Raw genomic sequence first — 26,084 nt, 5'->3', positions numbered from 1 at the left:
AACCTGCACAGATTAAAAGGGCAGGTTCCGGCCTTTTAGCCATTGATCAACAGCTAACCGGCAGCAGGCAGAATAATGCTGAATTCAGTACCCTTATGCCGCTCACTCTTAACCCTCATCGTCCCGCCAAGTGAATCTATTACAGTATGGCATACGGCAAGCCCTAGTCCGGTCCCGTCACTGTTTTTCTTCGTGGAGTAGAAAGGCAGGAAAATACGCTCCATATCTTTTTCGTGAATGCCCACACCATTGTCGCACACTTTAATCAAAGCATTTCCGTTTTGATCTTCACCAGCCGCAATTACTATTTCGCCGTTCTTGGAACCATGTTCATCCACAACAGCATGAATGGCATTGTTCAACAAATTAACCATAACCTGCTGTAGAAGCCCCTGATCCGCGAGGACAGGAGGCGTACGACTGTCCACATCCATGATAAACCGGATTCCTTCCAGCTCAGCTTTTTTTTCCACCATCTTGGCGACCTGCGGAAGATAGTCCACCATATTTATCTTTATAAATTCCGGCTTATTCTGACGCCCAAAATTAAGGATTTGACGAGTAATCCCTGCGCAACGGTCAATCTGCAGCTTCAATTGCTTATTAATTTCTGCGATTTCAGCACTGTTTTCGCCTTCGCCAATTCTGTCAATTTCCTCATGCAACAACATCTCAAGCAGGGTCAGATCACTTTTCATTATCTGCAAAGGATTGTTTATTTCATGAGCGAACCCTGCTGACATCTCCCCTAGTTCAGCAAGCTTGGCCGCACGCAGAAACTGCGCTTCAAGGGCACATACGGTATCTGCCTGTCTGGTTAGCATGTCATAAACCTTGTTACTGGCAACAACCGCCAACAGGACCAAAACCGAACCGCCACAAATCAATATGGCAAGGATCAGGTACAGGGCACTGCTGCTGGAGCGGAAAGCATCGGAATGTTTTTGACGAACTACTAGCCGCCATTTTCCGTTATTAAGACTGGTCGTGGCAAAGATATATGCTTCATCATTCTCTAAACCGTCGAAAGTTATAACCCCATCCTTCTGATCCGGATAAAAGTAGCTGTCCCGGTCGAAAATGTCCCCCCCACTGCGACGGGAAGTCTGTAATCTATTAGCGCTGTTGATGATGTATGCTTCCCCGGACACGCCAATATTGACCTTTTCCACGATCCTTCTTAACGCCGCAGGACGCAAAGTGGCTCGCAATACCCACTCTTTATTATTAATCAATTTTGATACAGACACATTCAAATGCGGCACTCCCCTTAATCCGAGATAAATATCGCTGATGTTGTATCCTTTGCTGACCGTCTCTTTATACCACCTTGAATCCAGGTAATTCTTATTTTCAAGCGGATATTCTCCGACATAAGCCACTTGGTTGCCCTCAGGGTCAATCAAACCCAGATCTGAATACATATCCCGCCTTAAACTCCGCAACTCTCCCAGTATATCCCTGACTTTAACAGTATCCTTGATCTCACCTCCTAGCAGATCCAATGATTCCATTAAGTCGGCCCTGCGTTCATTCAAAAAAAAGGAAACCATTTCAGCATGGTCTACGGCTGCCAACCTGATTGCGGACATCGCCAACTGCTCCGTCGACTTTACATGAGAATAATAACCGATAGTTGCCGCTACAATTAAAGGGACAAAGGGAACAACGATCATCGATAACAGTAGCACCCTTCTTATTCCATGATACTTGCGCGTTTTTTCCACGTGACCACCCACCTTCTTTGCTAGATTTAATTTCATTATTTCAAAATCTTAAATCATATATAGTTCTGGTATAAATTCCGCATACAACTACAAGCAAAAGAAAAGCAATCACCATGCCGAATTGCCTTGACAAGTACCGGGGTGGAACTCTAACGCTAATAACAGTGACACTTAAATTTTAATTTAAAATACCAATATGGAATAAATGCTATGTCCGAAAATGCTCAGCCCACTGATCAAGAGAATGGCAGTATGATCTCTCCCAAGAGACTTTGGAACAGGACCGGTCTGCGCGGTAAGCTGCTGCTGTCATTGCTGCCGGCAATCATGATCATCATTCTTATCGTGGGGGCCGCATCGTATAAAGTATCTAAGGATTACATCAGGATAGCTCTCGGCAGAACAGTGGCCATGCAAAACCTTGCAATTGTCCATGATATAGAAATGTTCATGAGTAATTGCGCAACGGATCTCCGCTATTTCGCCCTAAGCAAAAAGAAAAACGAAGACATCAGCATACAATTTCAAAATATGATTATGGCAGGGGGAGTTCCATATTATGAATTAGCGTATATTCCGGCCTCCACGGGAAAGCCTCAGATACTAATCAACAAAAACGGTGTGGTGACTGAACTTGATGACACGGCGCTAGGCAGGGTCAGCCCCAACCCGCTGCTGGAGCTTGAAAAGCTGTCATCATTGAAGGACACAGAAGTCCAGCCTTCCTACATCCGTGAAGTTACCTATCCGGTACAGAACGGAATAAACGAAAATATGCTGATCAAAGAGAAAGTTATCCGCTTTTACATCAAGACTTCGGACAGTAAGGGGCACCCTGACGGAATAATGTTTCTCTCAGTTAAAGCTGAAAAACTACGTAATTTTCTAACCTTATATGACTCGGAAGAATCTCCGCTATGGTCCTTCCAGCGAAGCGACGAATTGCGGTTCAGTTATTTTGTCGACCCGCAAGGATGGATACTCTTCCAGTCAATTCCTAAGGAGAACGACAGCTCTGAACTTACATCATTCCTCGCAAGGCAGGGCTATCAGGGAACTCTGGGCAAGGCAGAACACAACATAGCCTTCCGGCCAAGTGAAATTCACGCGGACTACTGGGAAAGAATCGGCAAAATACAGAAGAAAGAAAAAGGACTGGAGTTTCTATTTCACGAATCCGGCCAACATTCATCGACAATACCCACCCTTGCATATGCCCCGGTATGCTTCAAAAAAAACCCCGGCGGAGAAGCTGAAGTGTACGGAGCCATTATCTATACAGACCGCAGTGTTCTGCCAAAAGTAGCGGGCTATGACTTCGTGAGTATTCTGCTTGTAGTTTCCGGTATCGCAGTTGCTGCAACAATTCTGGTGGTTCTTTTCTTCGGCAGGTCGCTGACCAGACCCATACGGGAATTCGCTGCGGTAATGTCGGAGCAGACTTCACTGGATCAACTTAAAGAAGTCGATCTGCCATACAAAGACAATGATCTGCAGGTGTTGCAAAAGGCTTTTAACAGAATCATACGACACGTTAACAGTCAGTATATTTTGATGAAAGCCAAAGATGATAAGCTTGTAGCTATTAACAGTCAGGAAAAGGCCGATCTGAAAAAGGAAACTCAGGCTCTTGCAAATCTTGATGTCACTGTCATTCCGGAAATTATCGGCTATGGCAAACAGATCAACACTCTTAAGAATGAAATCCTCAAAGCCGCCGAAGTGGACGTTGATGTCCTTATTTACGGCGAAACCGGAACAGGCAAACAGCTGGTGGCTGAAGCTGTTCACAACAACAGTGCCCGCCGTGAGAAGCCCTTTATTTCAGTTAACTGCGGGGCACTGGACGAAAACCTACTCCTTGATGCTCTCTTTGGACATGTCAAAGGAGCATTTTCGGATGCAAAGACCGACCGTAACGGAGCTTTCATCGAAGCCCATGGCGGCACATTGTTCCTTGATGAAATTCAGTCAGCCTCGCTGAAAGTTCAGCAATCCCTGTTACGGGCAATTGCATCACGCCGACTCAAGCCACTGGGCAGCGACAAGGAAATAAGCTTTGATATCAGAATCATCGTCGCTACCAACGCGGACCTGACCACCCTTATTAAAGAAAAACTTTTCAGGGAAGACCTGTACTACCGGCTCAAAGTTCTCATGATCCAGACTCCTGCGCTGCGTGAACATCCGGAAAGCATTCCCCTGTTAAGCCTGTACTACATGAAACAGGCCGAAAACCTCACCGACAAAAAAGATATTGCCCTCAGCCGTGGAGCTGTTGCCAAGCTTAAGGGTTACCAATGGCCGGGAAACGTACGCGAACTGGTCAACAGCATTACTAGAGCTGTGGTTATGGCGAACAACAAGCTCATTCAGGCTGATGAAATCAGACTTGAAGGTGAAAGCTGGGCCTATGCAGAAGACCAGTACCCTGAGAGTGTAGAACAGCCCCTTGCCTCCGATGAAACGATTTTCCCTAATGAGGACACGCTCGAAAAAAACATGGATTCAGATCAATCCCAGAGCACTCCCCTTAATGACCGCCAGCTCCAGGCATGGAAAGTCATTCGCACAATGGATTCCGTATCCCGCAATGAATATCAAAAAATTGTAGGAGGAAGACTTCCGTCCCGAACAGCCATCTATGACTTACAGATTCTGGTCAAAGCCGGAAAACTTCACAAAACAGGTCGTGGACCGTCAACCCGCTACATAGTCGACGAATAGAGCTTAAATGGCGCCAGCCGTATTGCCGGGGAAGAGCCTTTCCCATGCAACACACAATTGCGCAAAAGACCTCTTTTGCCAGATCATCAACAACTGGCAAAAGATATAACCAACTGAAATACTGGCCCAAAACAACAATAAAACAGCTCCAAAAATTATGGCATAGGCTATGCAAAATAAGTCCTCATAAAAAAATAAGCGCAAAGCTAACTTTCAGGAGGACAATACGATGAAACTAAAGATTTCCGCTCATGGACGCTCGTGCGATTTAGCCCTGCATCCTGTATCTGAGAAAACCGCAAAGACCATCAATGAATACGGTCAGAAAGTCTATTCCATGAAAATCATGAACTGGTGGCGTAAAGGCAAAACCACCACATGGGGTATGAAGATTGATTCGGACTGCTCTTTAAGAATAACTCTCGATGACAAACCGGTTAAATTTGACTACGGCATTATCACCAAAAGCCCGGTGCAGATCAGACGACGTATCTTTCTTGACAGCAACGCAAAGTATCTTGCGGTGCTTGGCTATGACAACGAAATATGCAAATTCTCATGGGAATGGGACAATGTAACAGAATTCAACCCTGAAAATTTTGAATTCATGCTCCACCAATGGGACCGCATCATGGGCGAAGACGACTATTTCATCCTCGATGATGCAAGGTATAATGGAGAATTCGCTGACCGCAATGACTGGTGCGAAGCTCAGGGATTTACTCTAGTCGAACCCAAAATTATTGATCTTGAACAAGTAAGACACGAATTTGCTGAACGTGGAGAGCTGGCCCACCAAGGAAACCCCTTTCCTTCGCCTTCTATCAATCCCCTCTAAGAAGCTTTCCAGCTCTACCCTACTCTCCGGGGCTGGCATGAAAAAGTGTCAGCCCCGCCTAAATTTCACCATACTTTCAACCATGATCTACCGTCTATAAGCCCCCCCCCTTCCGTACAGTTAGAGCTCAAGGGCTACTTGACTTTTACATCACCTTTTGCGCTATAGTGATAAACTTCAAATCGACTTTGTCGCCCACAAGGCAGGGCAAGAACTCTGCCCCAAACAGGCAGAACTTGATTGTAGCGATATAAAGATTGGATAGTTTATACTTGAAGCTAAATTGAATCATGGTACTATCAAAAAACACCGCATTGTTTACAGTATTCCTTTCAGGAGGTTGATGGTGAATTATTTTATGACCCTTTCGCCCGTTATGCAGGCTCTGCTAGCCACCTTATTTACCTGGGGACTGACTGCCCTTGGGGCAGCGGTGGTATTCATCGGTAAGGATATCAGTAAACGAACGCTAGACATTATGCTCGGTTTTGCCGCCGGGGTGATGATTGCAGCCAGTTACTGGTCTCTGCTTGCACCGGCTATAGAAATGAGTGAGCATCTGGGGCCACTTAAATTTATGCCTGCTGCAGTGGGATTTGTGATGGGCGCGGTGTTTTTGCGGCTGGTGGATAAATTTTTACCGCACCTGCATATCAACGCTCCACGCTCGGATGCGGAAGGGGTTGAAACCAACTGGAATAGCTCCATACTGCTGGTGCTCGCCATCACCCTGCATAACATCCCGGAAGGACTGGCAGTGGGGGTGGCATTCGGAGCCGTCGGCGCGGGATACGATACGGCATCCATCGGCGGAGCCATCGCGCTTGCCGTGGGGATCGGAATCCAGAATTTCCCGGAAGGTACCGCGGTTTCAGTTCCTTTGCGCCGAATTGGTTTTTCACGAATGAAAAGCTTTTTCTACGGTCAGGCTTCAGGGATTGTGGAGCCCATAGCCGGGGTTATAGGTGCGGCGGCAGTCATTTTTGCTAAGCCCATTCTGCCATATGCGCTGGCCTTTGCCGCCGGAGCCATGATTTTTGTTGTGGTGGAGGAAGTTGTGCCGGAATCGCAGGCTTCAGGGTACGGAGATCAGGCTACCATGGGCTGTATTCTCGGGTTTGCAGTGATGATGACCCTTGATGTTGCACTGGGATAGGATGATCCTTTTTCTCGCCGGGTCCCGGTGAAAGATACTGTCGTTCCATCAATTTTCCATTAGAATGCTGTAAACATGTGAACCATATTCATCCTGCTACTGGAGAATTCCCATGAACATACCTCCACTTCCGAATCTTCATGCCTTGGCTGTTCTGGCATTGACGGCTGTTGCATTGCTATTGTTCAGCAAAAAGAAAATTCCACTCGAAACATCAAGTCTGCTTATATTTCTAATCCTGACGGTTGGATTTGAAATCTTTCCCTATGAATATGATGGGGAGATCTTCCCCGCCGTCAATTTCTTTTACGGTTTCGGTAATGAAGCCTTAATTGCGGTATGCGCGCTCATGATTGCCGGACAAGGGATTCTGCGAACAGGATCACTGGACCCGATGGGCCGTCTTCTGGCCCGGGCATGGAAGAAAAGCCCTTCTATTTCATTTTTACTGACGCTGCTGCTGGGAGCATTCATCAGCGCCTTTATCAACAATGTTCCTGTGGTAGTTCTGTTGCTGCCGGTCCTGATAAGTGTATCCTTAAAAACAGGTTATCCGGCTTCATCCGTACTGATGCCTATGGGCTTTTCCACCCTCCTTGGCGGAACCGCCACAACCATCGGCACATCTACCAACCTGCTGGTTGTATCGGTCGCAGCGGATATGGGATTCAAACGCATTGAAATGTTTGATTTCGTATTACCGGCAGTTATCGCCGGAAGTGTTGGTATTTTTTATCTCTGGCAGATAGCCCCGCGCATCATCCCGAAAATAGATATAACCCTTACAGACAGTTCTCCGCGTATATTTACCGCCCACTTGGAGGTCACCGAGGGCAGCGTTTTGGAAGGAAGCCCTCTTTCAAAGGCATTTGAACTGACTGACAATGCAATGAAGATTTCCACCATAGAACGTGGGGAGGGCAAACCGATATACCTGCATCCGGGTGCCATCCTTCAGGCAGGTGACCATCTGGTTATAAACGACACACCGGAGCAACTGAAAGAATTTGAGAAGATTCTGCAAGGCACTTTGTATCCTGTGGGATCAGCGGTTCCATATGACACCGAGCATCCATTTGAAGCGGCAGACCAGCAAATCGCCGAAATAGTGATCTACCAAGGATCATCGCTGAGTGGAACTACCTTAAAAGATTATAATTTTGCAGAAAAAACCGGCATGACACCGCTGGCCATTCACCGATCCGGCAAAAAACTTAAACGCTACTTAGACAAAATCAGCGATTTAAAACTCAAGGTAGGGGATATCCTGCTGATTCAGGGACCAAGGCAAAAGATATCGGAACTCAAAAAAGACACAGATGTTCTGATTCTGGATTCCACAATGGATCTTCCGTATTCTCAGAAGGCTCACCTTGCAATGGGCATAATGCTGGGAATAATACTTACCGCAGCTTTCGGCTTTCTTCCCATAGCCATCAGTGCACCATGCGGAGCACTGCTCATGATCCTGACCGGATGTATAACATGGAGGGATGCTACAAGAGCTTTGAACGCACAGGTTGTTCTGATCGTTGTGACCAGTTTAGCTCTGGGTAAAGCCATGATTATAACCGGCGGTGCGGAATTTCTGGGGCGATTATATGTAGCAGTGAACGGTGATGCTCCGGCAGCCGTCATTATCAGTGGCCTCATGCTGCTGATGGCCGTTTTCACCAACATCATCTCCAACAATGCAACAGCCGTAATCGGCACTCCCATTGCCCTATCCATTGCCCAGCAGTTGAACCTTCAACCTGAACCATTTGTTCTGGCGGTCCTGTTCGGGGCAAACATGAGTTTTGCCACCCCTATGGCCTATAAAACCAATTTATTGGTAATGAACGCCGGGGAGTATTCATTTTCGGATTTCTTGAAGGTTGGAACCCCGCTGGTGTTGATTATGTGGATCACACTATCAATTGTACTGCCGATGATTTATCTCTAGACTTGCAACAACACTCTTCGCAAGATGACCATCCCTTTTAGATAATACAAGGATATCAAATGAAATTACGCAATACTTTTCGACCAGCCAGAATAGCTACTTTATTGATTTTACTTTTTTCCGCCCTGCTCTTTGCGTATCCCGTGAGTGCTGCGGACATATCAGACTCCCGAAAACTCAAAATCGCGGTAATACCGGAACGAGGCGATCTTGATTTCTGGCATCTGTTAAAAAAAGGTGCGGTCAAAGCTGCTACAGATGATGGCAACATCAAAATCTACTGGCTTATCCCTTCAGGACTTGGAGACTTTAAGGAACAGAAACTTGAAATTGACTGGTGCACCGAACACAAAGTGGATGCGATTGTAATCTCTCCGGTACATAGCTTGAGGATGAAAAAATCTATAAAAAAAGCCATGCACAGCGGAATTCCCGTTATCCAAATGGTTTCGAAAGTACACGGAAATGCGAAGACAGGATACGTACACTCCGACAACTTCAAGGGTGGAAAGCTCGCGGCAGAATTTCTGCAAAAAGAAATGCAGGATTCCGGAACTATAGTTCTGGGTATGTTTATCAAAGGCAATTCCCCTGTAAACAGCAGGGTTGATGGATTTAAGGCCCAACTTAAGAATTCGGGATCAAAGCTTAAAATCGGCAAAACCATCTATGTGGGAGAAGAGCACAAAAGAGGCTCTTCCAAGATTCGTGTAGCAATGTACGGCAACGACAACCCGAACAAGAAAAAGAAAATCAATGCCGTTGTCGGCTTTAATGAAAGCAGCAGTGAAATATTGCTTAAGACACTAGAGGAATTAAATAAACTTAAGGGACTTAAGTTTATTGCATTCAACCCTGACCCGGAAATGATTCAAGGGATCAAGGATGGCAAAATCAGCGCAGGTGTAGCACAGGATCCGTATGAAATAGGGAGAATTGCGGTTAACCAAGCGGCAATGGTAGCCAGAGGACTGAAAATACCTGATGAAACAGTGGCTGATGTCTACCTGATAACCAAAGAGAATGTCTCAGACCCCAAAATTCAAGAGGTGTTAGGCTTGAAGGAACGGAATCAGTAAAAATTATGATCCCCTTGTCAGAATCAACATGACAAGGGGATTTCTTATTTAAAATAGTCCCGCAGGACGCCTAAACCTGATTCTTAGTTACATAATCCAAACCGCCACGAATGGCTGCAATCTGTCCTTCAATGCTTGACTCTGGAGTCATCCAGTCACCGTCAGGATATATTTCAGTAGTAGTATGAAAGCGAGCATTGGTAAGAGTTCCGCTTAATCCTAAATCACGCATGGGGTAGTAAATAATTCCATGAGCCACGGCAGTATCACCAAGAAGATTGCCTTCTGCGTCCTTCTCGGCAATGGGAGTAACCGCTTCTACCGAACGGACAACAGCTTCCTGAAATGGAAGTTCCGGCCTATCCACATCCGCAACAAGATAGAAACCCTGCGGGATATCTCCGATAACGCATTCCACCCCGTCTCTTGCTGCCAGTGCCGGACGGAACACAGTTTTATCCCGGTCTGTTGTTTCATGCAGGTCAATGTGAACGACAATCTCGCTGGGAATCGTTGCTACAAACTGTTTCAGCAAAGTGGATTCTTCAGCTTTATTCTCACCGCAGAAAGACCTGTTAGGATCAACAGTGTAGGGATTCCAGCGGTTATTAGTCTCATATCCCCAAGGGCTAACACACGGGACAACCACAAGATTAAACTTATCCATGTACTCCGAAGCAGTTGTTTCCAAAAATTTAAGAGCTGCGTATATGCCACCGACTTCATACCCATGAACACCGGCAGTGATTAAGGCAGTGCGCTTGCCCTCGACCCAATCCTTGGAAAGAAGTGCATATAATGGATAACGTTCTGGATCATATGAGAGCTGACCGTATTGCTCTAAGCGATATGTATCAGACAGTGCGAAAATCCTATCCAAAACATCATGTTGATAATTCTTTTCAATGACTGCCTGATCCAGCCATTGTTTCTTTTCTTCCGGTCCCCACTTAATTTTATTCATAACTCCCCCTGTATTTAAGAACTATCTTCTAACTTATCATGTTGTAAATCAAGGATAATTATGCTGCATATTTTCCTAGGAATTCATAAACGATGAATATGAGATTTCAATAATCCCTTCACTGCTCCCGTTCATAGCATCCATAAACTCCTTGAAGGCTTCCCGGCTGCCAAGCACTGCCCGTTTTCCTTCCAAGTACCCCGGCTTAATTCCTGTCAGCGGACATCCTTCAGTATCATCCACTGTATTGCCCTTATGAATTCGGACATAAGACCGCCCCGGAACATCTTTAACAGTCCACAATTCGCATCGCTTTGAGGGTGAATACTCAAGCTTGATCGGGTAACGCCCTACGGGTATGCACGATATATTCTGCTTATTTTCACGCCACGGTTCCTCCAGAGTCCAGCATATGGATTTTCCATCGACCAGCAGCCCTCCAAGAGTAGCTTCATCAGTTGATTCCACACGTATCAATTCTACTTTCCGCATAAAAACACTCCCTAAAAAAGTTAAAGTTAAACTTGAACAAATCGTATTTATATACTTTCAAGCTTATCTTTATCTTTGAGAAAAATGCGGTCATTGCCCAGCTTGACAGTGTCCTGACAAACATATTCGTACATAATAAAGCCCGGCATTTCATTCCGAAATACCGGGCCATTAAAATCCATTTGGTAAAGCCTGCTACCACTCAACTCTTCTTACCCGCGCAGCACCGCGCTCCGCAGTTCGCTGATACTTCACAGCAGGATTACCGAAAAGCATTGCATAGCCGAGTTCGTGATCTTCAGGAATACCGAGCCGTTCTTTCAAGTCCGGAAGAACAGACTCGATGACACGCTTGAGTATCCCATTCCAAAGAGTACCAATTTTCATGGATTGGGCCATGAGTTCAAAATAAGAAAGAAAGATCGTCATATCTGCGGCCCGGCTGGGTGCACTCTGCGGAGCAGAAACAACTATAAAATGCGGTGCATCGCGGAAAAGCACATCAACATTGTTTTCCTTCATCTGCTGACAGACCATCTTGAACAAATTGGCCACATACGGGATTTCGGAAACACCCTTTTCAAGGGCATCTTCAAGACGATCATATATTTCATCGCGGAATCTTTTCACCGAATCAGGATCATCCATGAGAGTAATATGCACGCAGCGGGAGTTTACGCCTGTTGGGGCATGCCATGCGACATCAAGCAGCTTCTGAATCCTTTCAGGCTCCAACGGTTCCGGCTTATATGCACGAACTGAACGGCGCCCTTTGATCAGTGATGCCAGCGCATCTTCATCAGCAAGATTGCCCTTAAGCGGAAGGCAGGCTTCAGGTTCAATACCGAAGATTGAGATTGCCCCAGTGGGACAGACAGCCAAACAATGCTGACATTTGAAACATTTCTGTTCATCTGTGATCTTAGGATACTCATCCAGCTCAATAATTCCGGGAAAACAATCCTGTGCGCAAAGACCGCATTTTATGCAAAGCTCTTCATTTACGGTGAAATTCAACATACCTACTCCGCAGATTTTAACTAGTTATATTTAGACAACAGGAACAATATCCATCCGCCCTTTCATGTCAGACAAAAGAATCGGCTGAGCTTCAACAGTAGGCGGCGTACAATTTTCTTTCAACCAAATCCCTTTGCTCCAGCTGCTTGTTATCTCAGCCATGACAAAGGAAGATTTCTTTAAATCAATAGTTTCGTAAATCCTGCATTCAAGTGCGAGCGGCGCAACCTCCAACATGGGAGCGGCACCAAATTCCCCATAGAAACTGACACAATGTCCGTCACAGCACTTGTTATTATCAGACAAAGCAGTTGCAAGCCCCAGACAATCCAGAACCTTACCGGAAAATATATTCAGGCTGAATTCTGCATCTTCCATAATCCGGGCATGCAATTCACTGCCTTTTTCAATTTCTATTGCGACAAGGGACAGCTTGCTGTTAATGCGCGGTTTTGCAACCAGAGGAAGGTAATCAGGGCGACCGTCCAAACGGACGCCAAGTAGGGTATGAGCAATTCCCATTTTAACTCACCAATTATTCCATAAATTTTTTACCAATATTAAATCCTCGTCCAAGAACTTCGCCAATGGCCAGATAATCACGACTGTTAGGATCAAAGACAAAAGGATTTACCTTGCTGATCATAGGCTTTCCCTTCTCATCAAGTATGCTCTCGTCAGCTTTGATGCCGACAATTTCACCAACAAACTGGGTGTGCAAACCGAGCTCAACAGTTTCGACAACTTTGCACTCAAAGATAAAAGGGAATTCATCTACATAAGGAGCATCCACTACATCGGAGCGAACCGGAGTCAGACCGGAAGCAGCGAATTTATCCGCGTCCCTGCCGCTGGCCATTCCAAAGTAGTCTGCTTCCGCAGCATACTCGATGGAAGGAATGGAAACAGTATATGCACGACGTTCCATGATTGATCCGTAAGTATAAGTGGCTTTGCGCAGGGAGACAGTCAGCATGGGTGGGGAAGAACAGCAGATTCCGCCCCAGGCGATAGTCATCACATTCGGCTTATCATCTTTATCGTAGCTGCCGACGCACCAGGCCGGAGTAGGCATAGCAATGGTGTTAGGCTTGAGTGATTGTTTCATTTGATCGTCCTCTTATTTTAATTAGTGTACTCAGCTTCTGAAAAAGCATTGACCATCACAATTATTGCCCGACTTTTTCAAGTATATTCCAGAACTTAATTTCGGGACCTTCTTCAATAAAGCCGACAACAGCATCATAAATCTTGCGGATAGGTTCGCTATCCATATGCATACGGTACGATGCTTCAGAAGTGAAATGACCATAAAGTAAAAACACGGAAGGATCATCCTTATCCTGATGCAAATTGTATATAAGCAAACCTTCCTGACCGGAACATTGGCGCACTCCTCTTTCCAGAATAGCCTTTAGCTCGGTCTCGGTATCTGGCCGCGCCTTTAAGCGGGCAGTCAGAATAAAATTATCCCTGCAAAACATGACATTCCTTTATATAGCTTGGTTAATTATTATTTAATCTGGGGGGTTTTAGGGAACCCTTATCCATTCCCAATTATATAATCAAAAAAACCAGCAACACACATCCACTGGAATGATGAACGTACAACTTCATTTTCCACGACATTTGTCGTAGAGACCTTGAAAACTGAATATTCCCAAACAAAAACAGCCCGATACAGAACAACTTTTATACATTAACAGTTGCTATTACTGTCATTATTGCTATTGTTTCTTTGAAATGGAGAAATAAATGACGATCTATTTTAATAACGTTCTAAAAATATTACTTTTAATCTGTGCTATTTCCATAACGCCCACACAACTATGTTACGCAGGAAATGATCCTATAATCATAACATACAGTGATTACTGGCCACTTTTCAGAACTGAAAAAGACGGAACCAGATCAGGCATTTTTTATGAAATTGTATCTGAGGCTATGAGCAGCATAAACGTAGAGATTAAGTGGGAATCATATCCTTGGGCTAGATGCCAAAACTACGTAAGAACAGGAAAGGCCGATGCAATTATGACTGTTCGCACTGATAAAAGGTCAGAATATACCGTAACCCATTCCACTCCATTCTATCATCAGCATCTCCAGCTGTTCACCTACACTGATAATCCCCAAAAAACATTGATTGATAAGGTAAAAACACCGGAAGACATAAAAAAAGCAAAACTCTCAGTAATCACCTATGTCGGAAATGGGTGGAACAAAAATAATATTCAAGACCTTGGAATAATGACGCATGAAGCCTCAAATCCTGATAATGTTTGGCCAATGCTGGCATACAAAAGAGGCGAGATTGCAATTGAGTGGCCTGTTTCAGCATGGATTGAAATCAAAAAAATGAATCTTTCTCATAAAATAGTGCAGACAAATGGCACAGTCGACAGCATACCCTTCCACCTACTGATCAGTAAACAAAGCAAATATGTCGGAATACTGCCTAAATTCGAGAAAGCTGTTCAGACTATGACAAAGAATGGAAGAATAGACAGTATCATCAGAAAATACATGCAGATGGTACGGCAAGGCGAATAATCCGGCACGAATTTTCTTCGTACCGGATCACATATTTAAAGCTTAAAGCGAAGCAATACCCTCGCGCAGGGCATACAGAGTGGCTTCCACGCGATTTGCCAGATGCAGCTTGGAAAGGATGCTGGTCATGTGAGTACGAACAGTAGCTTCACTGACAAACATATCCTCAGCAATGGCCTTGTTGCTCTTACCTTTGGCTACCAGCTTGAGGGTATCAAGCTCACGCGGAGTAAGAGGATCAGGAGTAGGCGTTTCAGAATTTTCTCCGGGCTGAGAAAGCTCGGAAAGCACCTTACGGGCGATATCAGGAGCAAGGGAAGGCTCTCCACGATGCACACGGCGGATGGCTTCCAGCAATTCATCCGGGGTGGAATCCTTAAGCAGATAGCCCATAGCCCCGGCTTTAATGGCCGGAAAAAGCTTATCGTCTGTTGCAAAGCTGGTCAGCGCGATTATCCGGCCTGCAAGCTTACGGTCCCGTATCTCGCGAATAGCCTGAATCCCGTCCATAACCGGCATCAGCATATCCATTAGAATAATATCCGGGGAAAGTTCAGCGGTCATTTCCACGGCTTCCTGACCGTTAGCGGCCTCGCCGACAACATTGATATCATCAAAACTACCCAGAAAACTGCGCACACCGATACGTACGATATCGTGGTCATCAACCAGCAAAACCTTAATCACATCACTCATCTCCGCCTCCAGTCCCTTCAACATCAAAAACTTTTACAGTCAACACAGTACCCTTACCGGGCTCACTTCTTATATCAAGATGGGCATTGATACGCTCGACCCTTTCACGAATTCCGCGCAAGCCCATACCGCCCGTAGGCAATGTTGCAATATCAAATCCCGAACCATCATCAATTATCTGGATAACGGTTTTGCCCTCAGCAAAATCAACATTCACAGTAACAGATTCCGCCTTGGAATGCTTGGTGGAATTATTCAAGGCCTCGATGGCAATACGAAAGAGCTCCTCCTCTACGCGCAGAGGCAAACGCCTTTCATCGCCTTCCACAAATAGATCGGCACCAAGGCCGGAACGTATTTCAACGGAATTCAAGCGGGCCTGAATCGCCCCAACCAGACCTTCGCTTTCCAGTTCCGGCGGATGAAGATCAAAAATAAGGGAGCGCATATCACGCATTCCCTGCTGAGCCATGCCTTGCAGAGCCTTGAGTTGCTCAATAGCCGCATCACCCTTGCCTGATTCAAGGGAACGTACAGCAGCATCTGAACAAAAAGTGATTGCGTAAAGAGCCTGAGTTACAGAATCGTGGAGCTCTCGGGCCAAACGCTGACGTTCTCCCTGCACTACCAGCTTTTCACTCTGCTCAAACATACGACTGTTGCGTAATGCCAGAACCGCCTGCGCCGCAAACATTTCCATAATGCGCTTATCAGCATGGTCGAACCCGCCGCTCTTGTTGGAGACCATAAGCAAACCAAGCTTCTTATCCCCTTCCAGCAAAGGCACAACTATCAGTGTGCGAAGTTCATCACTACGCTCGGCTTCAGGAATTTCACTCTGGGCATCACGAACAATGATAGTTTCCCCGGCCTGAAAAGCGCTGCCATAGTAGGTAGAGTCCACAGGGTAAAACTCCATAGGACATCTGGGGGCACCGGAACCGCAAACACAATGCAAAGAATCGCCCTCAAGCAGCATCAATACACTGCCCATACCGTTAACAATCGTCCTGGCTTCATCAGAAATGAGGCTTAGAACACTGCCATTCTTGCCTTCAGGACTCTGTAAAAGCACGTTAGCCACCCGGCGCAGGCTTTCACTTTCCAAAAGCTGACGCTTTGTCTGACGCGCGGTGGCGGCGCTTTCAATGGCAACCGCAACAGTATTCAGAATACCGCCGATCAATTCAGTAGTGGCATCATCAAATGTAAACCCGGGCTTTTCCGAAGAAACAAGCGCAACGCCGACCATACGATCACTGTTAGTGATATGAAATAGAGATGCGCTGCCGGAACGAACCGCCTCAGGGAGAATATCTGCAAAAGTTGAGCTGGCTTTGTTGGATGAACAGAAACCGTAGCTTTTACCGTCCACACTGCTGAGAGTGCTACCGGAGGGACAAAGTCTTAAGCCCTGCAAAGCGCTCTGGCACTCCTTGGAACCGTACCCAAATCCGGCGCAGGGAGCGAGTCCGCCTGTTTCAGGGTTGACCAGAAAAATAGTACAGCAGCCCTCGCCCACAGTTCCGGCCAGAACCTCTGCCAGCCTGCTCAGAACTTCATCAGGATCAAGGGCACTGGTTACAGTTCGAGAAGCTTCAAGCAAAAGCTTATTGCGTACATGTTCCGCATTCAAACGGGAAAGAAGCATTCCTGAATAGCGGTCCGTAGTCAGGGTAAGGACCTGAACATAATAATCCTCGAGCTCAGCAAGAAACTCGAGCTGATCAGCCTGCTCAGTATAAAATTCCGTTCCTGCAGCAATAAAAGCCTGCTTACCGAGCAGGGTTCCTTCTACCACATCACGAATCCCTACACCGCGATCAAGCTTTATCTCAGCGCAGCTATTGAAATAACTCCCCAAGGGCTCCAAATCACCGCGGATAAAACATTCGAGGCTCATACTCACACCATTTGCGGCGATCCTTTTGCACTCGTCCAGACCAAGCCCCGCATACCAACGCGGCTGGTGCGCTATCATTAATTCGGCAAATCTGATTACTGCAAGATCAAGATTTTCCTGCAAGTATTCACCGATTTCTTTTAATCTATCATTCTTCATAGTTAATCTCCGGCCGATTCCGTTTCCTCTGTACCGGCCCTGAAATTCAATTCTTAATTTATCTGATAGCAGAGTCAAATGATGAAAGAATCAGACAAATGGATGAACCCTTGATTTCCGACTTTCTTTAGGGTTTACTAACTCGCCCAAACTTAAAGTATTACTTCAAAAACTCAAAAGGAAACTCATAATGGAAAATAAAACTGTATTAATTACCGGCGGAAACAAGGGAATCGGCCTTGAGCTAACCGAAATGTTCATCGCAGACGGAGCCAACGTAATCGTCGCGGCCCGTGACTTCTCAAACTTCAAATACAACCAGCACCCGCAGGTGAGAACCGAAAAATTCGACTTTCAAAACGTAGCAGGAATACCGGAATTTATCGCCGGACTGCCTGCAATCGACGTGCTGGTAAACAATGCCGGAGTTATGTACGCAACCCCGTATGACGAATACACAGCTGAAAGCGTAGACCAAGTCCTCAAGATCAACATTGAGGCTCCGGTGGCCCTGATTACCGCTGTTTCCAAATCAATGAAAGACAAAAAATATGGTCGTATTGTCAACAACGCATCCATTGCCGGACAGATCGGACACCCCGATGTATGGTATGGAATTACCAAAGCCGGAGTCATCAACATGACCAAGAGCTTTGCCAAAATCCTTGGTCCTCACGGAATCGTGATCAATGCGGTTGCTCCCGGCCCCATTGAAACCGACATGCTGCACACAATTCCCCAAGCCCGCCGTGACGCAATCCAAGCTGCAGTCTACACCGGACGTTTCGGTAAACCGGAAGAAGTCGCTTCCGCCATGCACTGGCTGGCAACAGACTGCCCCGAATACATCAACGGCACCTGCATTGATATCAACAACGGTTCATTCCCCAGATAATTAAAATCCGGGGAGATTTAAATCTCCCCGGACCTTATCCATCTAAATCCGAATCTTCATCAGCACCACTTCCGGTCTGGCTGTAGTCCGCAACGGCGGCCCCCAGATTCCGACACCGCAACTTATATAATAACGAGTGTCGCCTCTCTGATAAGTTCCGTACTCTTCTTCATAAATACGCTTCACAACCAGATTAAAAGGAAACAGCTGCCCATTATGGGTATGCCCTGAAAGCTGCAAGGCCACATTATTCTGTTCAGCTTCTTCAAGCTCATGCGGAGTATGATCCATAAGAATAATCGGCAGTTTATTTCCCTTGGGGATCACATTCTTTAATGCACCACGGACAAGTCCTCCGCCACGAATGTTTGCGAAATCGTTGCGGCCCACCAATAAGAATTGGTCATCAATCACAGCAGAGCTATCGCCCAGCACTTTTATTCCCTGCTTTTCCAACATACTCCGGGACCAATTGTTGCCGAGATAAAATTCATGATTGCCCAAAACTGCGAACTTACCCAGAGGGGCCTTAATCAGAGCAAGTTCTTCTACCGCCCCAGTGAGTTCACTGTCGTGATCATCCAAGACATCACCGACCATAAACACTATATCCGGTTTCAGCGAATTAACCAGACTTACAACCGCAGCAACACGGTCACGGGTCATCAGCTTTCCGGCATGCAGGTCTGAAAACATCGCCACACGGTATTCTTTGGCCTCTTTACTACCGTTAGTAAGATCAAAATCAATTTCCTTAACCGTCGGCGAAGTAGCATTAATATACCCTCCAACAGTCATCACAATAGAGATAAGGCAAAGAACTCCGAAGACTTTCAGTTTCGGTACCTTAATACCGTTGCCGAGAAGCTTCACGCCCCAACGGATCGGCTCAAAGCATAGCCCTACCGGAACCATACAGGCGATAATAGCTGCCCAGCTGTAACCAGCCCCCTGCATGAAAATTTTGAGCAAATACGGTAAGTGCTCCGGGAAAAAGACAGTGATCGGCATGACAAGGGTCATCAGATCGGTAGCAATGATCACCACACGTTTGATTTTGGGGTTATCAACCAACAGCCTGCAGATCCAAAGCCGGATATACAGATAAAACAGTATATAAGTAATTGTAGCTCTTACATAAAAAGACATATTAAGCCCGATAATCAGTTTTTACATTGTTAGACTAAACCAACTTTATACTAAGGATGGGCCGCTGTAAAAACATCAGACTTTGCTCGTAAAAATAAAAAAGGCTGCACCGGAATGGTACAGCCTCTTAAAATCAACTAATCAGCAATCTAGTCTACTAGACATCCAGCACGTCAGCCATATCGTAGAGCTTACCGGGCTTTTGCTCGGAGAGCCAACGTGCGGCACGGAGTGCGCCCTGAGCGAAAGTTTCACGGGAGTGCGCACGGTGGGTAACTTCGATGCGCTCACCGGGTCCGAGGAAATAAGCAGTATGGTCGCCCACAACGTCACCGCCGCGAACTGCCATTACGCCAAGCTCATCTTTGGTTCTGGCACCGATAATACCGTCGCGGGAGTGCTTTTTAACTTCATCATAAACAAGGCCGCGCGCTTCAGCCATGCACTGAGCCAGCTTAAGAGCGGTTCCACTGGGGGAGTCCACTTTCTTGTTATGATGAATTTCGGTCATTTCCATATCATAAGCAGGTCCGAGCATACGCACCAGTTCGGGCAGAACCTTGAGCAGCACGTTCACGCCGACACTCATGTTCGGAGCGAGGAAAACCGGAACTTTCTTAGCGAATTCTTCTACCTGTGCAAGTTCTTCATTGGTCATGCCGGTAGTACCGATGACAACCGGGTTGCCGGTAACAGAAGCAATTTCGAGCAGTTTCAAAGTCGCAGCAGGGGAAGTGAAGTCAACCACGACAGCACCGGGAACCTTGGTCAGTACTTCCTGAGCATCAGTGCCGCAAACGCAGCCCAAAGAATCAAGCCCCTCTTCGCAGCCGGAACGTTCCATGACTGCTGCAAGTTTCAAATCATCACTCTGCTGTACGCAGCGAACCAGTGTATCGCCCATGCGACCCTTCGCTCCAATAATTACTACATCAGTCATATTTAGCTCCTAATATTTTTTTTGCCTCCGGCGGCTGGGGAAGGCTTTAATTGCTATTAACAATATCCATAAATTCGGCTTCGGTCATGATCTCAACGCCCTTGGCTTTGGCGGATTCGATCTTCTTAGCCCCGACCTTGCTACCACAGACAAGAAAGTCTGTCTTGCCGGTTACTGAAGTCTGTACCTTTGCGCCCATTCGTCTTGCCATGGCCTGCATGTCTTCGCGGCTGCCCTGCTCCATTTTTCCGGTAAAGACGATACCTTTACCTGTGATGGGGCTTTCCATGGATTCAGTTTCGGAAATCAGCGGGGTACGGCGAAGGTTGAAATCAAACTCCAGCATATGCAGGATGGTTTCTTTAATCGCAGCGATTCCCTCGGTCACCGAATGGCTGGTGATATCGCCGAAACCGTGCAACTCGAGGAGCTGTTCCTGTTTGACGTTAACAACGTCTTCAAGCTTAAAGTGACCCAAAAGCTTACGACTGTCCGCCTTGCCGAGATCGGGAATCCCGAAAGCAGCCAGAAAACGCCAATCATCGGTTTCCTTGGTCTTGCTTATGTACAGTGCTTCCGCAAGGTTGGTGGACTGCACCGGACCGAACCCCAGCTTCTGGAAATCATCTTCCGCCATGGTATAAACGGATTCAAGAGAATTATGCCCGGCCTTAACCAGCTTGGCGATGGTTTTCTTGCCAAACCAGTCAGCATTACCGAGAGTCTTGAACCAGTATTCCAAACGCTGCTCTACGCGTGCCGGACAGCTGAAATCAGGACACTTCAAAAAATCATTCTGCCAGAAAAGTTCTGCACCGCATGAAGGACATTCAGCAGGCAGTTCCACATCCTGTGCAGGTTTGATCACTTCCTCAAGTTTGGGAATAACCTCACCGCTACGAATGATGCGAATAGTCGCGCCAATGCCGATAGACTGGTCGCGCAGCATTCCGGCATTATGAGCGGTAACGTTACGGATAGTAGCACCGGAAACTGAGACTGGCTTAACTTCCATGACCGGAGTAACAGCACCCATGCGGCCTACCTGCCAGCGGATAGCTTCAACTTCCGTTACCGCAGACTCACCCTTCTTCTTGATGGCAATCTGCCAGCGATAATGATGGGCTGTAGCGCCGAGACGCTCCTGCAAAGCGGTATCAGTAACTTCCGCAACCATGCCGTCCAGCGGATAATCAGCTGCTTCCCAGAGTTCATCGGTGATTTCCCAGACACGGCTGACCAATTCTTCACCGTTCACAACCTTCTTAGGCAGGGTACTGTATGGCACAAAGCGTACAGCCTCATCCTGCAAAGCCTGCTTGGAAGCCTCATTCACCTTATCTGAGGTAATGATGCCAACGACCATATTGCGCGGGTGTTCGAAAGAATTTGCCAAATGCTCATCGAAATATTCAAGACTGCAAACAATCTCCCCAACACCCTGTCCGCGTCCACCTACAGCAACCACGCCCTTGGCAAAAGCACTAGAGATTTCATAGCCCACCTCACCGTTACCGCGAGTAGCAAAAACCTTCCCGTCATCACGGGCGGCAAGGCCATCAAGCTTGGGAGTGATCCGGTAAGTAACTTCCTTGATACCCATAGCTTTTGCTTCCTTCTCAACACGGGAAACAAATCGCTCAAGCTCTTCAGTTGTGTACGCTTTCTCGGTAGATAGCATAGGCCGGGGATGACGTACCTCAACCTTTTCGCTGAAATTCTCAGGTTCTACGTTAGTCAGGAAAGGGTTTTCAGGATCAAGGTCACGCAGCTGCTCAGTAAGTTCATCATAACGAGCATCACTGATAGTAGGCATGCCACGGCGGTATGCTTCGTTATGCTTCTCAAGAAGCGCAACTAAATCTTTAATTTCTTTGTTTTTATTCTTCACTGTAAACTTTATATTTTAAAAAGGAATTTTGCGAACACAAAGGCGAAGCCCTACTCAAGTTTTTAAAGAGTCCAGAGAAACTTTTTCCAAAAAGCTTCTTACCTATAGCCGTTAGGCGAGAGCTTCCTGCTCGAGCCTTACGGATACAGAGAGCAGCGCTGGCTCTCGGAGAGCCGCCGGAGGCATTCTTAAAGAATTTTACTAATAGCGGAAAGGTCGGAAAGTTTACCGACTGTAAGCAGAGTATCACCCGCTTCGATGACTTCTTTAGGTCCGGGATTAAAGACCATTTCGCCACTACCTTTACGAATGGCAATGATGATCAGATTGAACCGGGGACGAATCTTGGATTCAATCAAATCCATCCCTACGAGCTCGGAAGAATCGGTAACGAAAAGTTCTTCCATCTGCAAGTCGATTTTACCGCGCATGGCAATATCGAGAAAGTTTGTCACTGTAGGCCTAAGTACTGACTGGGCCATACGTATTCCACCAATTGTGTGCGGCAGGACAACTCGGTCAGCTCCGGCAAATTCAAGCCGGGAAATGCTGGCAGTATCATTACCTCGGGCAATAATATTAACGTTAACATTAGACTGGCGGGCGATCAGGGTAACATAAACGTTGGCTGCTTCATCGGAAAGTGCGGCAATCAGGGTCTTGGCATTTTGCAAACCGGCCAGCTTCAGGATTTCATCACTGGTGGCATCACCTTCGATGCAGGCAATCCCTGCTGCTTCCATCTGAGCAATAAGCTCTGGATTACTTTCGATTACAACAATTTCAAGACCCTCATCCATGACCTCTTTGGTTACAATGGCCCCGATTCGGCCATAACCGCAGACAATAATATGATCCTTGAGTTTTCCAATTGTCTTCTGCATCCTGCGTCTCCCTAGAATTGCCTGCAAACGCCCTTCCACCAACAATTGTGAAAAAGCACCGATCAAATATGCAAAACCACCCACACCGCCAAGGATCAGAATGGAGGTAAAAAGCCTGCCCTGATCGGACAAAGGCAATACTTCCATGAATCCCACAGTGGAAAGAGTGATGACAACCATGTAAAAGCTGTTCAGTAAATTCCATCCCTCAATCCACATATAGCCGACAATTCCACCGATAAAAACAAGCGTCATATAAATGAAGCCGGAGATAAGCCCCCAGAACATTCCGAAATCACGCCTTAAGCGGAGCAGCTTTACGAATATGGATTTGGATTTCATTCCTGACAGTCCAGGTTGATTGTTAACCGACGATATTATCCGAGACTGAGAATCTTATCCCGCAAAACCTGAATGCGGTCACGCAGTTCGGCGGCTTTTTCAAACTCAAGCTCTGCTGCGTACTTACGCATATCTTTCTCAAGCTTGCGAACTTCTTTTTCCATTTTTGCGGGATCAAGTCCATACTCAGCCGCTTCTTCAGCAGCGATCTTGACCTCACCACCCGACCAGTTATCAGAGTACAATGTTCCCAGCATATTATCCAGTGATTTAGCGATGGTCTGGGGCACTATACCGTGAGCCTCGTTGTACTCCATCTGCTTGGCACGGCGGCGATAAGTTTCGTCTATGGCTGTGTGCATGGATTTGGTCACATTATCTGCATAAAGTATAACCCGCCCTTCAGCGTTACGAGCCGCACGACCGAAGGTCTGGATCAGAGATCGAGTTGAGCGCAAGAATCCTTCCTTGTCCGCATCCAAAATAGCGACAAGTGAAACCTCAGGAATATCAAGGCCTTCTCGCAGAAGGTTAATACCTACTAGGGCCACGAATTCCCCGGCGCGCAAGGACTGAATAATAGCCATACGCTCCATGGTGTCGATGTCTGAATGCAGATATTTGGCTTCCACTCCCATCTGATTGAAATATTCAGTCAGATCTTCAGACATACGTTTGGTCAGGGTAGTAATCAACACCCGCTCACCGCGCTTCTCACGCTCTTTGCACTCTGCAAGCAGGTCGTCCATCTGCCCTTTTACCGGACGGACTTCAATCTCAGGATCGAGCAATCCGGTGGGCCGGATAATCTGCTCAACCACAAGTCCCTGCGCCCGCTCCATTTCCCACGGCCCGGGAGTCGCGGAAACATAGACGGTCTGTCCTATTTTGTCGAGAAATTCATCAAAGCATAACGGCCTGTTATCAAGTGCTGAAGGAAGCCTGAAACCGAAATTTACCAATGTGGTTTTACGCGAACGGTCGCCATTGTACATGGCTCCCACCTGCGGCACGGCGATATGTGATTCATCCATGAAAAGCAGAAAATCGTCCGGGAAATAATGGATCAGGGTTGCCGGGGGTTCACCTTCCTTACGACCGTCCAAGTGCCGGGAATAGTTCTCGATCCCGTTGCAGTAGCCGATCTCCTCAATCATCTCCAGATCATACATAGTGCGCTGCTCAATGCGCTGCGCTTCGATCAGCTTGTTCTCTTTCTTATAGAGAGTCAGAGTCTCGGCAAGTTCGTTGCGGATATCTTCCCGTGCGCGTTCAAGGTTATCCTGATCAGAGACAAAGTGACTGGCCGGATAGATAACTGTCTTGCGTCTACGCCCGGTAACTTCCCCGGTCAACGGATCTGTTTCAAGGATAGAGTCAATCTCGTCACCAAAAAATTCAATACGCAAAGCCTGCTCACGGGCATAAGCCGGGATGATCTCAATTACATCGCCGCGCACTCGAAATGTCCCGCGGTGAAAATCGTAGTCGTTACGCTCGTATTGTACTTCAACCAGCTTATCCATGAGCTTTTCCATGGAAAGTTCCTGTCCCTCTTCAACCGGAATGATCATCTTGGCGTAGAATTCAGGAGAACCAAGACCGTAGATGCAGGAAACAGAAGCCACGATCAGTACATCACGCCTAGTCAGCAAAGCATGGGTGGCGGAGTGACGGAGTTTATCAATATCATCGTTGATTGATGAATCTTTTTCGATATAAGTATCGGAATGCGGCAGGTATGCTTCTGGCTGGTAGTAATCATAATAACTGACAAAATACTCAACAGCATTATTCGGAAATAAGGCTTTGAATTCATTAAAAAGCTGGGCCGCAAGAGTCTTGTTGGGAGCCATGACCAGTGTGGGGCGATTAAGCTCCTTGATCACATTGGCCATAGCAAAAGTTTTACCCGTACCGGTAGCTCCAAGCAGGATCTGATCCTGTACGCCGTGCTTAATATTTTCGACCAGTTGCTTCACCGCTTCAGGCTGGTCGCCCTTGAGGGTGTAGTCACTTACAAGCTCAAAATTGTTCGCCATTATGATAGGTTCCCGACTTGTGCTGTTAAATTAAAATAGTTATGAGAAGAAAGTAACAAGCTGACAAGCTCATTAAAACATTCATTTTGCGAGGTAGCAATGATTCCTATAATCCAAATTGAAAACGGTGATATACCCAGTCCGCGCGGATACGCAGTATCTATGGTCATTAAGAGCTTCAAAGGCCGCCGCGATGTTGAAGTGCATCTTTTTCGTCCTGAATGGGATGAAGCGGATGAAGGCGCGATTAAATGGGATAACCTTTTCGGCAGCCCTGCCACTCTCGATGCCATTCCTGATGAAAAGAAGGACCGTAAGGTAGTCCTCGAATCATTCACCATGGAAGAGCGCGATCAGGTTGTTGAATATCTCAAGGAGCACTACTCATCAAGACTTGAATCCATCTTCTCCACACCCATGGAATTTCCCGTACCCTCAGGTCTGCCGCCGCTTTCTTCCATCACCGAAGGCAAAGATATCGGGCTGATCAAATTTGAAAAAGTACCCCACTTCGACCTGCCATTCGCCCTGCGCGGACTTTATAATCTCGGCGCACACCGCCCGCTGGTTGAAACCCGCGAAGGTGATGATAATTAGTAGGATTCGCTAGTTGAAAGCGCATCAATATTTTATCTAAATTTAAAAAGCGGAGGATTCTTTAAGAGTCCTCCGCTTTAATCTT

22 protein-coding genes are annotated in these 26,084 nt (G+C 46.6%); 8 read left to right on the top strand and 14 right to left on the bottom strand.

All coding sequences use genetic code 11. The features are described from left to right. Window positions 1-53: 53 nt before the first annotated feature. Complete coding sequence (locus tag ACNI23_RS04840) at window positions 54-1,592, bottom strand: sensor histidine kinase (RefSeq protein WP_420247085.1); 1,539 nt, start codon at window positions 1,590-1,592, stop codon at window positions 54-56. A gap of 345 nt (window positions 1,593-1,937) precedes the next feature. Here ACNI23_RS04840 and ACNI23_RS04835 point away from each other — a divergent pair, with 345 nt between their 5' ends. From ACNI23_RS04835 to ACNI23_RS04815, 5 genes are all read left to right on the top strand, one after another. Next, on the top strand, window positions 1,938-4,454 hold the full coding sequence (locus tag ACNI23_RS04835; protein ID WP_420247084.1) for a sigma 54-interacting transcriptional regulator: 2,517 nt from the start codon (window positions 1,938-1,940) through the stop codon (window positions 4,452-4,454). Between the two features lie 229 nt (window positions 4,455-4,683). Then, a complete protein-coding gene (locus ACNI23_RS04830; protein WP_420247083.1) occupies window positions 4,684-5,292 on the top strand; it encodes a hypothetical protein in 609 nt (202 codons plus the stop codon). A 343-nt stretch (window positions 5,293-5,635) separates the two neighbouring features. Next, window positions 5,636-6,448 (top strand): ZIP family metal transporter, encoded by an 813-nt coding sequence (locus ACNI23_RS04825; RefSeq protein WP_420247082.1) that lies wholly within the window; start codon window positions 5,636-5,638, stop codon window positions 6,446-6,448. Between the two features lie 112 nt (window positions 6,449-6,560). Beyond that, a complete protein-coding gene (locus ACNI23_RS04820; protein ID WP_420247081.1) occupies window positions 6,561-8,393 on the top strand; it encodes an SLC13 family permease in 1,833 nt (610 codons plus the stop codon). A 59-nt stretch (window positions 8,394-8,452) separates the two neighbouring features. After that, entirely contained in the window at window positions 8,453-9,472 is a 1,020-nt protein-coding gene (locus tag ACNI23_RS04815; RefSeq protein ID WP_420247080.1) for a substrate-binding domain-containing protein, read from the top strand. Window positions 9,473-9,542: 70 nt separating this feature from the next. Here ACNI23_RS04815 and ACNI23_RS04810 read toward each other — a convergent pair whose 3' ends face one another. The 6 genes from ACNI23_RS04810 to ACNI23_RS04785 form a co-directional block, all read right to left on the bottom strand. Then, window positions 9,543-10,436 carry a M14 family metallopeptidase gene (locus ACNI23_RS04810; RefSeq protein ID WP_420247078.1) on the bottom strand — a complete coding sequence of 298 codons (894 nt, stop codon included), beginning with the start codon at window positions 10,434-10,436 and terminating at the stop codon, window positions 9,543-9,545. A gap of 75 nt (window positions 10,437-10,511) precedes the next feature. After that, complete coding sequence (locus tag ACNI23_RS04805; protein ID WP_420247076.1) at window positions 10,512-10,928, bottom strand: DUF5675 family protein; 417 nt, start codon at window positions 10,926-10,928, stop codon at window positions 10,512-10,514. A 195-nt stretch (window positions 10,929-11,123) separates the two neighbouring features. Then, a complete protein-coding gene (locus ACNI23_RS04800; RefSeq protein WP_420247075.1) occupies window positions 11,124-11,948 on the bottom strand; it encodes a nitroreductase family protein in 825 nt (274 codons plus the stop codon). 30 nt (window positions 11,949-11,978) lie between these two features. Next, the gene (locus tag ACNI23_RS04795; RefSeq protein ID WP_420247074.1) at window positions 11,979-12,470 is read right to left on the bottom strand and encodes a flavin reductase; all 492 of its coding nucleotides are present in this window, start codon (window positions 12,468-12,470) and stop codon (window positions 11,979-11,981) included. Between the two features lie 13 nt (window positions 12,471-12,483). Continuing rightward, window positions 12,484-13,056: a flavin reductase family protein gene (locus ACNI23_RS04790; RefSeq protein ID WP_420247073.1), complete on the bottom strand. Its 573-nt coding sequence runs from the start codon at window positions 13,054-13,056 to the stop codon at window positions 12,484-12,486. A 61-nt stretch (window positions 13,057-13,117) separates the two neighbouring features. Beyond that, window positions 13,118-13,432, bottom strand: coding sequence for a putative quinol monooxygenase (locus tag ACNI23_RS04785; RefSeq protein ID WP_420247072.1), 315 nt, complete (start codon window positions 13,430-13,432; stop codon window positions 13,118-13,120). A 271-nt stretch (window positions 13,433-13,703) separates the two neighbouring features. On the opposite strand from ACNI23_RS04785, the gene ACNI23_RS04780 reads away from it, so the two are divergent. Next, window positions 13,704-14,501 (top strand): substrate-binding periplasmic protein, encoded by a 798-nt coding sequence (locus ACNI23_RS04780; protein ID WP_420247071.1) that lies wholly within the window; start codon window positions 13,704-13,706, stop codon window positions 14,499-14,501. Between the two features lie 42 nt (window positions 14,502-14,543). On the opposite strand, the gene ACNI23_RS04775 is transcribed toward ACNI23_RS04780, so the two are convergent. Next, window positions 14,544-15,197: a response regulator gene (locus ACNI23_RS04775; RefSeq protein WP_420247070.1), complete on the bottom strand. Its 654-nt coding sequence runs from the start codon at window positions 15,195-15,197 to the stop codon at window positions 14,544-14,546. Beyond that, window positions 15,190-17,259 (bottom strand): sensor histidine kinase, encoded by a 2,070-nt coding sequence (locus tag ACNI23_RS04770; protein ID WP_420247068.1) that lies wholly within the window; start codon window positions 17,257-17,259, stop codon window positions 15,190-15,192. The genes ACNI23_RS04775 and ACNI23_RS04770 overlap by 8 nt, the downstream gene beginning before the upstream one ends. Before the next feature lie 190 nt (window positions 17,260-17,449). Between ACNI23_RS04770 and ACNI23_RS04765 the strand changes: the two genes are divergently transcribed. Beyond that, window positions 17,450-18,154 carry an SDR family NAD(P)-dependent oxidoreductase gene (locus tag ACNI23_RS04765; protein WP_420247067.1) on the top strand — a complete coding sequence of 235 codons (705 nt, stop codon included), beginning with the start codon at window positions 17,450-17,452 and terminating at the stop codon, window positions 18,152-18,154. Window positions 18,155-18,196: 42 nt separating this feature from the next. On the opposite strand, the gene ACNI23_RS04760 is transcribed toward ACNI23_RS04765, so the two are convergent. The 5 genes from ACNI23_RS04760 to uvrB all read right to left on the bottom strand — a co-directional run bounded on the left by ACNI23_RS04760 (window position 18,197) and on the right by uvrB (window position 25,402). Beyond that, the gene (locus tag ACNI23_RS04760) at window positions 18,197-19,228 is read right to left on the bottom strand and encodes a metallophosphoesterase (protein WP_420247066.1); all 1,032 of its coding nucleotides are present in this window, start codon (window positions 19,226-19,228) and stop codon (window positions 18,197-18,199) included. 232 nt (window positions 19,229-19,460) lie between these two features. Continuing rightward, a complete protein-coding gene (gene dapB, locus ACNI23_RS04755; RefSeq protein ID WP_420247065.1) occupies window positions 19,461-20,243 on the bottom strand; it encodes a 4-hydroxy-tetrahydrodipicolinate reductase in 783 nt (260 codons plus the stop codon). Window positions 20,244-20,289: 46 nt separating this feature from the next. After that, window positions 20,290-22,134, bottom strand: a complete 1,845-nt coding sequence (locus ACNI23_RS04750) for a BRCT domain-containing protein (RefSeq protein WP_420247064.1) — start codon at window positions 22,132-22,134, stop codon at window positions 20,290-20,292. Between the two features lie 188 nt (window positions 22,135-22,322). Continuing rightward, on the bottom strand, window positions 22,323-23,360 hold the full coding sequence (locus ACNI23_RS04745; protein WP_420247063.1) for a potassium channel family protein: 1,038 nt from the start codon (window positions 23,358-23,360) through the stop codon (window positions 22,323-22,325). A gap of 35 nt (window positions 23,361-23,395) precedes the next feature. Continuing rightward, entirely contained in the window at window positions 23,396-25,402 is a 2,007-nt protein-coding gene (gene uvrB / locus ACNI23_RS04740) for an excinuclease ABC subunit UvrB (protein ID WP_420247062.1), read from the bottom strand. Between the two features lie 99 nt (window positions 25,403-25,501). Here uvrB and ACNI23_RS04735 point away from each other — a divergent pair, with 99 nt between their 5' ends. Beyond that, window positions 25,502-25,999, top strand: a complete 498-nt coding sequence (locus ACNI23_RS04735) for a hypothetical protein (RefSeq protein ID WP_420247061.1) — start codon at window positions 25,502-25,504, stop codon at window positions 25,997-25,999. The last annotated feature ends 85 nt before the right edge of the window (window positions 26,000-26,084 follow it).

The sequence above is a fragment of the Maridesulfovibrio pacificus (SeqCode) genome (assembly GCF_048612815.1).
GTDB lineage: Bacteria > Desulfobacterota > Desulfovibrionia > Desulfovibrionales > Desulfovibrionaceae > Maridesulfovibrio > Maridesulfovibrio pacificus.
Note: the sequence above shows the minus strand (reverse complement) of the source record. Positions and strands in the feature narration are given on the sequence as shown.

What these genes read in the sequence shown, in the direction of transcription:
- ACNI23_RS04805 (WP_420247076.1), bottom strand. Translation starts at nt 10,928, where the DNA reads ATGCGGAAAGTAGAATTGATACGTGTGGAATCAACTGATGAAGCTACT.
- ACNI23_RS04770 (WP_420247068.1), bottom strand. Translation starts at nt 17,259, where the DNA reads ATGAAGAATGATAGATTAAAAGAAATCGGTGAATACTTGCAGGAAAAT.
- dapB (WP_420247065.1), bottom strand. Translation starts at nt 20,243, where the DNA reads ATGACTGATGTAGTAATTATTGGAGCGAAGGGTCGCATGGGCGATACA.
- ACNI23_RS04840 (WP_420247085.1), bottom strand. Translation starts at nt 1,592, where the DNA reads ATGTCCGCAATCAGGTTGGCAGCCGTAGACCATGCTGAAATGGTTTCC.
- ACNI23_RS04835 (WP_420247084.1), top strand. Translation starts at nt 1,938, where the DNA reads ATGTCCGAAAATGCTCAGCCCACTGATCAAGAGAATGGCAGTATGATC.
- ACNI23_RS04830 (WP_420247083.1), top strand. Translation starts at nt 4,684, where the DNA reads ATGAAACTAAAGATTTCCGCTCATGGACGCTCGTGCGATTTAGCCCTG.
- ACNI23_RS04825 (WP_420247082.1), top strand. Translation starts at nt 5,636, where the DNA reads ATGGTGAATTATTTTATGACCCTTTCGCCCGTTATGCAGGCTCTGCTA.
- ACNI23_RS04810 (WP_420247078.1), bottom strand. Translation starts at nt 10,436, where the DNA reads ATGAATAAAATTAAGTGGGGACCGGAAGAAAAGAAACAATGGCTGGAT.
- ACNI23_RS04815 (WP_420247080.1), top strand. Translation starts at nt 8,453, where the DNA reads ATGAAATTACGCAATACTTTTCGACCAGCCAGAATAGCTACTTTATTG.
- ACNI23_RS04735 (WP_420247061.1), top strand. Translation starts at nt 25,502, where the DNA reads ATGATTCCTATAATCCAAATTGAAAACGGTGATATACCCAGTCCGCGC.
- ACNI23_RS04785 (WP_420247072.1), bottom strand. Translation starts at nt 13,432, where the DNA reads ATGTTTTGCAGGGATAATTTTATTCTGACTGCCCGCTTAAAGGCGCGG.
- uvrB (WP_420247062.1), bottom strand. Translation starts at nt 25,402, where the DNA reads ATGGCGAACAATTTTGAGCTTGTAAGTGACTACACCCTCAAGGGCGAC.
- ACNI23_RS04745 (WP_420247063.1), bottom strand. Translation starts at nt 23,360, where the DNA reads ATGAAATCCAAATCCATATTCGTAAAGCTGCTCCGCTTAAGGCGTGAT.
- ACNI23_RS04775 (WP_420247070.1), bottom strand. Translation starts at nt 15,197, where the DNA reads ATGAGTGATGTGATTAAGGTTTTGCTGGTTGATGACCACGATATCGTA.
- ACNI23_RS04795 (WP_420247074.1), bottom strand. Translation starts at nt 12,470, where the DNA reads ATGGGAATTGCTCATACCCTACTTGGCGTCCGTTTGGACGGTCGCCCT.
- ACNI23_RS04800 (WP_420247075.1), bottom strand. Translation starts at nt 11,948, where the DNA reads ATGTTGAATTTCACCGTAAATGAAGAGCTTTGCATAAAATGCGGTCTT.
- ACNI23_RS04765 (WP_420247067.1), top strand. Translation starts at nt 17,450, where the DNA reads ATGGAAAATAAAACTGTATTAATTACCGGCGGAAACAAGGGAATCGGC.
- ACNI23_RS04820 (WP_420247081.1), top strand. Translation starts at nt 6,561, where the DNA reads ATGAACATACCTCCACTTCCGAATCTTCATGCCTTGGCTGTTCTGGCA.
- ACNI23_RS04780 (WP_420247071.1), top strand. Translation starts at nt 13,704, where the DNA reads ATGACGATCTATTTTAATAACGTTCTAAAAATATTACTTTTAATCTGT.
- ACNI23_RS04790 (WP_420247073.1), bottom strand. Translation starts at nt 13,056, where the DNA reads ATGAAACAATCACTCAAGCCTAACACCATTGCTATGCCTACTCCGGCC.